Origin of the sequence: Pseudomonas sp., from assembly GCF_026224925.1 — a bacterium.
In the GTDB taxonomy this organism is placed as follows: Bacteria; Pseudomonadota; Gammaproteobacteria; order Pseudomonadales; family Pseudomonadaceae; genus Aquipseudomonas.
This window is the reverse complement of sequence record NZ_JAMFRV010000610.1, coordinates 1-8,776: the sequence shown is the minus strand read 5'-3', so window position 1 is coordinate 8,776 and position 8,776 is coordinate 1. Positions and strand designations below refer to the sequence as shown.

The 8,776-nt window shown below is 56.0% G+C and carries 8 protein-coding genes; 4 read left to right on the top strand and 4 right to left on the bottom strand.

From position 1 onward, the window contains the following. Window positions 1-2 precede the first annotated feature (2 nt). The 4 genes from M0974_RS25445 to M0974_RS25430 all read left to right on the top strand — a co-directional run bounded on the left by M0974_RS25445 (window position 3) and on the right by M0974_RS25430 (window position 3,090). Entirely contained in the window at window positions 3-407 is a 405-nt protein-coding gene (locus tag M0974_RS25445) for a hypothetical protein (RefSeq protein WP_297843577.1), read from the top strand. A 56-nt stretch (window positions 408-463) separates the two neighbouring features. Further along, a complete protein-coding gene (locus tag M0974_RS25440; RefSeq protein ID WP_297843574.1) occupies window positions 464-1,129 on the top strand; it encodes a response regulator transcription factor in 666 nt (221 codons plus the stop codon). Beyond that, entirely contained in the window at window positions 1,105-2,484 is a 1,380-nt protein-coding gene (locus M0974_RS25435; protein ID WP_297843572.1) for an ATP-binding protein, read from the top strand. Before M0974_RS25440 ends, M0974_RS25435 begins: the two co-directional genes overlap by 25 nt. Window positions 2,485-2,736: 252 nt before the next feature. After that, window positions 2,737-3,090 (top strand): BON domain-containing protein, encoded by a 354-nt coding sequence (locus tag M0974_RS25430; protein WP_297843579.1) that lies wholly within the window; start codon window positions 2,737-2,739, stop codon window positions 3,088-3,090. A 177-nt stretch (window positions 3,091-3,267) separates the two neighbouring features. Here M0974_RS25430 and M0974_RS25425 read toward each other — a convergent pair whose 3' ends face one another. The 4 genes from M0974_RS25425 to M0974_RS25410 all read right to left on the bottom strand — a co-directional run. Next, window positions 3,268-3,561, bottom strand: coding sequence for a DUF2845 domain-containing protein (locus M0974_RS25425; protein WP_297843569.1), 294 nt, complete (start codon window positions 3,559-3,561; stop codon window positions 3,268-3,270). A 3-nt stretch (window positions 3,562-3,564) separates the two neighbouring features. Then, entirely contained in the window at window positions 3,565-6,525 is a 2,961-nt protein-coding gene (locus M0974_RS25420; RefSeq protein WP_297843567.1) for a DUF748 domain-containing protein, read from the bottom strand. 107 nt (window positions 6,526-6,632) lie between these two features. Beyond that, the gene (locus M0974_RS25415; protein ID WP_297843565.1) at window positions 6,633-7,649 is read right to left on the bottom strand and encodes a class I SAM-dependent methyltransferase; all 1,017 of its coding nucleotides are present in this window, start codon (window positions 7,647-7,649) and stop codon (window positions 6,633-6,635) included. Window positions 7,650-7,927: 278 nt separating this feature from the next. Next, window positions 7,928-8,776, bottom strand: an 849-nt coding sequence (locus tag M0974_RS25410) for an acetyl-CoA C-acyltransferase (RefSeq protein WP_297843563.1), incomplete at its 5' end; no start/stop codon positions are given.

Here is an 8,776-nt window from a genome sequence, read left to right as displayed (position 1 = left end):
CCATTGCCTTGCTAACCCTTGCCGCCGGGTGCTCGAAACCTGACGACAAATCCAAGCTAGGGGCTGTACCGACATCGTCATCAACCCAGGCCAGCTCGGTTGCCACGGCTAAGTCGCCATCCAAGTTGGGTGATTTGTCAGCGTTTCGCACCATCGCCGCAGATGTTGCAACCACCGTCGACAAGGGCGACCTACCCGCAGCCAAAATTCGAATCAAGGATTTAGAACTCGCTTGGGATTCGGCGGAAGCTGGGCTGAAGCCTCGCGCAGCGGACGATTGGCATTTGATTGATAAGGCCATTGATCGCTCACTAGAGGCGCTGCGGGCCAATACCCCGAGTGCAACCGACTGCAAAGCGGCCATGACCGATTTGCTGAAGACCTTTGATTCAGTCCAAGGGAAGTAGTCGCCACGGTTCGCGGTCGCTACTATCGAGCCTCTTAGCAAGCGAGAGAGGCGGGTATGCGGGTATTGCTGGTCGAAGACGACGTGATGATCGGAGAAACCATTCAGGCCGCTTTGAAAGATTCGTCCTACGCGACGGATTGGGTGAAGAATGGTCACACCGCGCTGGCGACACTTGCCAGTCAACACTACGATTTGGTGCTGCTCGACTTAGGGCTACCCGGCAAGGATGGACTGGAAGTGCTGCGCAGGATTCGCGCCGGCGACAATCCGGTCCCGCTGTTGATCATCACCGCCCGCGATGGCCTCGATGATCGGCTGCAAGGCCTTGACGGGGGCGCCGATGACTACGTGCTCAAGCCGTTCGAGATGGCAGAATTGCTTGCCCGCATGCGTGCGGTACTTAGGCGTAAGGGCGGCAGCGCGATTCCGTTGCTCAGCAATGGCACGCTGTCGCTTGATCCGGCAACACGTGAGTCCGTGGTCAATAACGGTACTCCGGTTCAGCTCTCCAACCGCGAGTTCGCCTTGCTGCAAGCGCTGTTAGTGCGGCCGGGTGCCATTCTTTCTCGCGGCGATCTTGAAGACCGCATCTATGGTTGGGGTGAGGAGGTCGAGAGCAACGCGGTGGAGTTCTTGATCCATGCCCTGCGTCGCAAACTGGGGAGCGACGTTATCAAAAACGTCAGGGGGGTTGGATGGATGGTTTCAAAAAGCGTTTGAGTGAGTCCATTCAGCTCCGGCTGTCTTTTTCCTTGTCACTGGCGATTCTGATTGTTGCCATCGCAGCGGGCATCTTTTCATTCATGTCCGCGTTCGATGAAGCCCACGAACTGCAAGACGATGTCTTGCGCCAAGTTGCGTCAATCTATGACCGTCATCACCTCCCGATAACGCCTATCAGTAAGGACAGTCGCCCCCAAGACGCAGATGCCGAGTTCCGGGTCATCGTTCAATACCTGGCAGATGGCAGTAAAACCCGGCGTAACGACGCTGATGCACCGCTGCCCCTGGCGAGCACGCTGTCTGATGGCCTGCACACGCTGGATGTCAGCGGTGAGGCATTCCGCGTGCTCGTCAGGACAATGGCCAGTGGAGAGCGAATTGCCTTGTCCCAAGAGACGAGCGTCCGTGATGAGATCGCCCGTGACAGTGCTCTACGCACCTTGATGCCACTGCTGATTTTGGTGCCGATCCTGCTGCTGGTTGTGGCTGATCTGGTGCGCAAGATTTTTCGACCGATTGCCGCGCTGTCTTCGGAAATTGACCAGCGTGCTGAGCAGGAGCTACACCCCGTGAAGGAAAGCCACCTTCCGGTAGAGATTCGCCCATTTGTGGTGGCGATCAATAGGCTGCTAAACCGGGTCGCTCAATCAATGGAAACGCAACGCCGGTTTGTCGCTGATGCGGCACATGAGCTTCGGACGCCGTTGACGGCCTTGTCGCTGCAAGCCGAGCGGTTAGCTGAAGTGCATATGTCCGAGCAAGCGCAGGAGCGGTTGGTCATGTTGCGGCGCGGTATCGAGCGCAGCCGACATCTGTTGGATCAACTGCTGACCTTTGCCAAAGCGCAGGCTACTCTGGATCTAGCAAGGTCATCGGTCTCCGTGCTGGGGCTGTATCGTCGTGTTCTGGAAGATTTGCTACCGCTGGCTGAGGCCAAGCATATCGATATTGGTGTCGAAGGTGATCAGGATGTATGGGTGTCGGTCCACGAGCTTGATCTGATTACTATCATTAAGAATCTGGTCGACAACGCCATTCGCTACACCCCAGAGGGCGGCAAGGTCGACCTTTCTGTGGACATTGAAAGTCATCGAGTGCAGTTGCACGTAAAAGATTCGGGCCCGGGGATACGGGAGGAAGAAAGGATGCGGGTGTTCGACCCTTTCTATCGCACCCTCGGAAGTGATCAGGTTGGATCGGGGCTGGGACTTTCCATCGTCAAGACCATTGCAGACCGTATGGGTGCAGAGGTTCGGTTGGCATGTTCCGACGAGGCAACACAATCGGGTTTGTGCGTGTCTGTCGTGTTGATGGCCACCGATATGGGTCAATCCGCGCAAAAGCAGCGCTAAATTATGTGCGCTTTTAAGGGCTTACAGCTTCAGCCAATAATTCAGCTACGAAAACATGCATCCTGCACGTAGCGTCTAAGGCCGAACGTGCAATCTGCACGAGGTGTAATATTTAGCGGATGCGTAACTAATTGTTTTTTAAGTAATTTATCGTTTTTAAGAGTTGGCACAGCGCTTGCGATATAACCTGTAACCCTGCAGCCAGAGGCATTGGCGCAGACTTTGAGAAAAACAGGAGTGACTCGTATGAATATGAATAAGTTCGCTATTGCTGCCGCTGCTGCCACTGCTTTGACTTTCGCAATGGCTAACTCGGCTTTCGCTGAAACCACAACTACTCAAGCACCGATGGTTGTTGCTGCTGGCGAAATGACTAAGGCAGAAGGCGCAACTTCTGACACTTGGATCACCACCAAGGTCAAATCGGATCTGGTAACTGAGAAAGGCATTCCAGGCACTGACATCAAGGTAGAAACCAACCAAGGCGTGGTTTCCCTGTCGTCGACCGTAGCGATCACTGATGCCCAGAAAAAGGTAGCCGTTGCTATCACCAAGAAAATTAAAGGCGTTAAAGCAGTCTCGGCCGATGGCCTGAAGTCTGAGTAACCCCTTAACGCTCTCTCTGATCCATTGATTACCCATCAGCGGAGAACTAAGGACGGTCTCTGCTGATGGATTGAAGGTTCATGCGAGACCATAAGGATGTGGTCATTACAGGCCCTGGCGTTCGCGTCGGGGCCTGTTCTATTGTGGGACGTAGACATTACGCGGGGTGGGACGGGATCAACTGCCGCGCTTGCTGTTGATTTGTGTCAGTCGGCCACCTTCGAAGCGCAAATACTGATACATGCCGTTGTTAGGGCCATAGATCCACTCTTCGATGGCCACCTCCTCACGCCGGTTAGGGCTGCGCAGGTAACCGATCAGGCTGCGTGCGGCCGGTTCGCCGCACTTCTGCTGCACTTCGAACTCTCTGTCCCCGGCGCTGATCAACTGGCTGCCACAGCGCAAGGTGTCAGCCTGCGCCTGACTCGACAATCCAGCCACCATTAGAAACAACAGACTCATCGTGCGCATGGTTTATTCGCTGTCCAGATGCAGTTGGCTGATCACCCGACCATCAGCTTCGGCCTTGCCCAAACTGGCGTCGATGAAGAAAACCCGGTCATCGGCCAGCTTGCCCTTGTCGACCAGATAGTCCTTGATGCTGCTGGCGCGGGCTTGACCCAGTTGACGCAACAACACCGCGTTCGAACTCCAGGATTTGATGACTGCGGCACGCATTTTTGCCGCGCGGTCTTCTTTGCCCTGATCGGCCCACTCAGCTGGCGGCTGCTGTTTCAAGCGGTCGCGGTAGATTCCTTCCAGCATCGGAGCCTTCTCGTCTTCCGGCACCTGCAGTAGCGAGGCTTGCGCAGGAACCTTGTCTCCGCGCCGCTGAAGAATTTTGTAGTAGGTACTTTGATATTCGCGCTCAAGGCGCTGTTGAGCAATCAATGGACCATCACTGCTTTCCGCGCTGGTGCCTTCGACCTCAACGCGTAACGCTGGACGTTCTTTGAGGGCCGCAGAAAGCTTGTTAAGCGCTGATTGGGCATCTGGGCTCAGATCGGTCGCGCCAGGGGCAAACGACACGGTGCCGAGGTCCTGAGAGTCTCCGCCGCTGATTAACCCACCGATGAACTTGAACGGCGCCTGAGCTGCGCGCAATACCAGGTTACGCAGGGTTTGCCAGACAATCGGCATGACGCTGAATTGTGGGCTATTGAGGTCGCCAGAGATCGGCAGCTCAATCGAAATCTTGCCGTCAGTATCCTTGAGCAGGGCGATGGCCAGACGAATCGGCAAATCCACCGCATTCGGGCTGTCGACCTTTTCACCCAGTTGCAGTTGTTCGACCACCACTTTGTTTTCGGCCTTGAGTTGGCCCTTGGTGATCATGTAATGCAGGTCCAGGTTTAGCCGGCCTTTACGAATACGATAACCGGCAAATTTTCCCGAGTAAGGCGTCAGTGTAGTCAGCTCCACGCGTTTAAAACTGGTGGCGATGTCGAGACTCGACAGCGGATCAAAAGGATTGAGGCTGCCTTTGATTGTCACTGGCGCGTAGCGGTCGACCTTGCCGTTGATATCGACAGTGGCAGGTTTCGGCTGACGATTATCGAGGGTGCCGATTTTACCGTTGAGCTGCTGAATCGCAGTGGCGAAGTTAGGCGTGAGGCTGAAGTCGGCAAAGTTGGCCGAGCCGTCATTGATGGTCACTTCACCGATGCGGATACCCATCGGCTTGGAGCCCTTAGCCACCGTGCTTGTCTGTGGTGTTTGCGCCTTGGCTGCCGGTTTGCTGGCGTCCGCCGGTTGTTTGATCAGCAGGTCATCAATGTTGGTGGTGCGGTCCTCGTTGATCATGAAGCGCGAGTAAGGTTGCAACAGATTGACCTTGGCAATCGTCAGGTGATCGCCCAGTTCGAAATCCAGCCCTTCAAGTGCCAACTGCTGCCACTTGAGAAAATCGCGCTGCTTAATGGTGTCAAGGGTGTGCAGTTGGTCGACCTGCGCCTTGCCGGTGATGTTCAGCGCCAAGGGTTCGGTGCTTTTCAGGTTGACGGCCAAATCGCTGCCGAGCATGCCACTGCGCAATTCAAGACGGATAAACGGGGTGATATAGGATTGTGCCAGGCGCAGGTCGACGTCTTTGGTGCTGACCTGCAATTTGGCACTGACCGGGCTCAAGTTGACTTCGCCGGCAGCAGTAATGTGGCCTTGTTTGCCCAGCCCGGTGTCGAGCTTAAGTTTGAAGGGCGACTTGTTGAGGCTGTCGAAATTTTGCAGGTCCACGTTTAGTGGACCGACTTCCAGCGCCACCGGCTCTTTTGGAACCCGGTCAGCCAGATGGACTTGATAGTCACGCAGCTGTACATCCTGCAACAGCACTTGCCACGGTTTGCTTGGTGCTACAGGTTGTGCGGCGACTTCCTGTGCATTGCCTGCGGCCGCGGCTGGTGCTTTTACGGCGTCTGCGGGCGCTGGCTTTTTTGGCTGACTGGCAAACAGTTTTTGCCAATCGAGTTGACCATCTGATTCGCGAGCCGCCCAGGTTTCCAATTTATTGCTGCGGATCTTGCCAACCGTTACCAACTGTTTGGCCAGGTCTATAGACGTGTCGCTGACGTCGAGCCGTTCAAGGCGCACCAGCGGCCGACCGTCAGGCGTGTCTATGGCCAGCGGGGCAACGCTTAGCGTCGTATTGGTTAGATTCAGCTCGGTCCCTTTCGCAAGGCTGAGGGAGTACTCGGTGCTGAAATTGAGAACGCCGTCTTTCAACTCTAGTGGCAGAGCGTCCCGGACATAGGGCCACCACGCTTTCATCTTGCCGTCGGTGACTTTCAGTTTGCCTTCAGAGGTGACCGGAACCAGGCTGATACGCCCGACCCAATCGATCTGTCCGCCGTCGGGGCCTGCCGCGACCAGGGTCATGTCGGCGTTGTCTTCAGGCAGCGTACTGAGGTTTTTTAATTCGAAATTTAGCGTGTTGTACAAAAACTCGATGGGTTCGCTGGGCCGCTGATCTTGAAAATGGACATAGCCATCGGCCAACTTGATTTGGTCGATACGTATCGGGAACGGTTTGCTGGCAGGCTGATCTTTAACGGGTTCGCTTGGCGGCAGTTTGAACAACTGCGTCAGGTTCAGCGTGCCGTCTTTGCTAAACAGGACTTCACTCTTGGGCTTATCCAGCTCGATCGCTGTCAGGTGCAAAGCGCGAGTCCAAAGACTGTCGAGTTGCAGGTTGACGTACAGCCGCTCGAAGCCGACCTGCTCCTGACCCGGCGTGCCGATATTCAGGCCCCACAAGGTAACTTCCAGGCTGAACGGATTGAGCTCGAGACGATCAAGCTTTGCCGGAACCGTGGAGTAGTTGGCCAGTTGTTGGTTGACGATGCGCAACGCGATGCCGGGCAAAATCAGAAATCCCAGCACGCTGTAAAGTGCAATGACGGTCAACAAGGCGCCAATGGCGCGTATCAATCCTTTGGACATGTGAGGCGTCGTCTCTCTATACGGAGGTGCTTTGAGTATGGCACGCGAAACTGGTTCCGAAGAAATAGCCTCGTCTTTTGTAGGAATCGTCTTTAGTTGCGCTTTAGTTAAAACTGCAAAATCAGCGTTTTGAGGGGCGGTTGCTTGTCCATGGAAGGAAAGTCGCTGCCCGGCGTCATGATTTGCCATTCGCGTACAGGGCGCCCGGCCTTGGTGGCGCAGCGCAAAACCTGTTCGCGCCAGTCATCCATGCTTACTTTTGCGAGGTTGTTGCAGCAAATCAGCACGCCGTTGGTGGCGGTGGTCAGCACTGCTGGCTTGAGCAGGCTTTGATAGTCCCGGAGTAGGTCCACGGTGCCGAATGCGCTTTTAGCCCAGGCGGGTGGATCAAGGAACACCAGATCATATTGCCGCTGGTTCAGCCGCACATATTCCGGCAGCTTGTTGCCACGACGTGGGGCGATGGGCAGCCCGGCCAACTGACGGATCGCCGGGAAGTAATCGGATTGCACGAACTTCATGGGCTTCAGTTCGGGGTTCAGCAGACCATTTTCACGGCCGACCGCCAAATTGCCCTCAGCGAAGTCCAGGTTGCACACTTCGCGCGCGCCCCCAGCAGCAGCGCTCAGGCCAACGCCACAGGTATAGGAAAACAGGTTGAGCACGGTTTTGCCGGCGCTGTGTTGTTTGATCCAACCGCGGGTGTTGCGCAGGTCTAGAAACAACAGCGGGTCCTGCCCGGCGTGGCGTCCACGTACTCGGTAGTTCAAGCCCCACTCATGGCCGATCAGATCATTGAGCGCAGCGTCATCGGCTTTGTAGACGGCGTCATTGCGGTCGATGCGTGAATTACCTTGGGAGCGGTCGTTATAAACCAGCAGGGTGTCGAGGCCCAAGCGGGCGTTGACGGTGGCATGCAGTTCCAGCAGGGCATCGCGTTCCAGCCCGGTGTGAAAACTCTGCACCAACAGTTGCGGGCCATAACGGTCGATGGTCAGGCCGCTGGCACCTTCTTGGCTGCCATGAAACAGCCGATAACAATCCGTGCCTTGTTCATGCAGTTCGGCAAGCAATGATTGGCGGTTATCGAGGGCGACGCTAAGCGCCTGATTCAAGGAAGACATGCACAGCGCCTTGGGTTGGAAATGGGCGCGGCAGTTTAACAGTTAAGCGACAGCGCGGTGCGTCAGGCGCGCCGCTTGTAGCTATTCGTGAATGAATTCACTCCCACAGGAGGTCATGTAACGAAGATTCTGTGCCGTGCCGAAATTTATGTGGGAGCGAACTTGTTCGCGAAGCAGGCGACGCGGTGTCTCAGGCATACCCGAGGTGGGGCATTCCGTGAACAAGTTCGTTCCCAACGGGTTTCGGTTCAACATCAATTTAACGCGTTACACAGCTATCAGCGGGACAACGCCAGCGCTACACCCTGACCACCACCGATGCACAGTGTTGCCAAGCCTTTTTTGGCGTCGCGCTTGATCATCTCGTGCAGCAAGGTCACCAGCACGCGGCAGCCTGATGCACCAATCGGGTGGCCTAAGGCAATGGCGCCGCCGTTGACGTTGACTTTGTTGGTGTCCCAACCCAACTCCTTGGCCACTGACAGCGACTGAGCCGCGAAGGCTTCGTTGGCTTCGATCAGGTCCAACTGATCAATCGACCAGCCGGCTTTGGCGAGGCAGTGACGGGTGGCGCTGACTGGGCCGATGCCCATGATTGCTGGGTCGACGCCTGCGTTGGCATAGGCCGCAATCCGCGCGAGTACGGGCAGCCCGAGCTTTTCAGCTTTGGCAGCACTCATCAGGATCACCGCAGCAGCACCGTCATTCAGCGAAGAAGCGTTGCCCGCCGTGACCGTGCCGTCTTTTTTGAACGCTGGTTTTAGTTTGCCCAGCGATTCAGCTGTAGTGCCAGCGCGGGGTTGTTCGTCAGTGGCGAACGATACTGGGTCACCCTTGCGCTGAGGGATCAGAATGGGTGTGATTTCATCAACAAAACGCCCGGCTTCAATCGCTGCTACGGCTTTCTGTTGTGAGGCGGCAGCGAACGCGTCTTGGGCTTCGCGAGTTATTTCGTACTTTTCTGCCAGGTTTTCGGCGGTAATGCCCATGTGGTAATCGTTGAACGCATCCCACAAACCGTCGCTGATCATGGTGTCGACCAACGTGCTATGGCCCATACGCAGACCGGTTCGTGCGCCCGGCATCACGTAATTGGACAGGCTCATGTTTTCCTGGCCGCCCGCGAT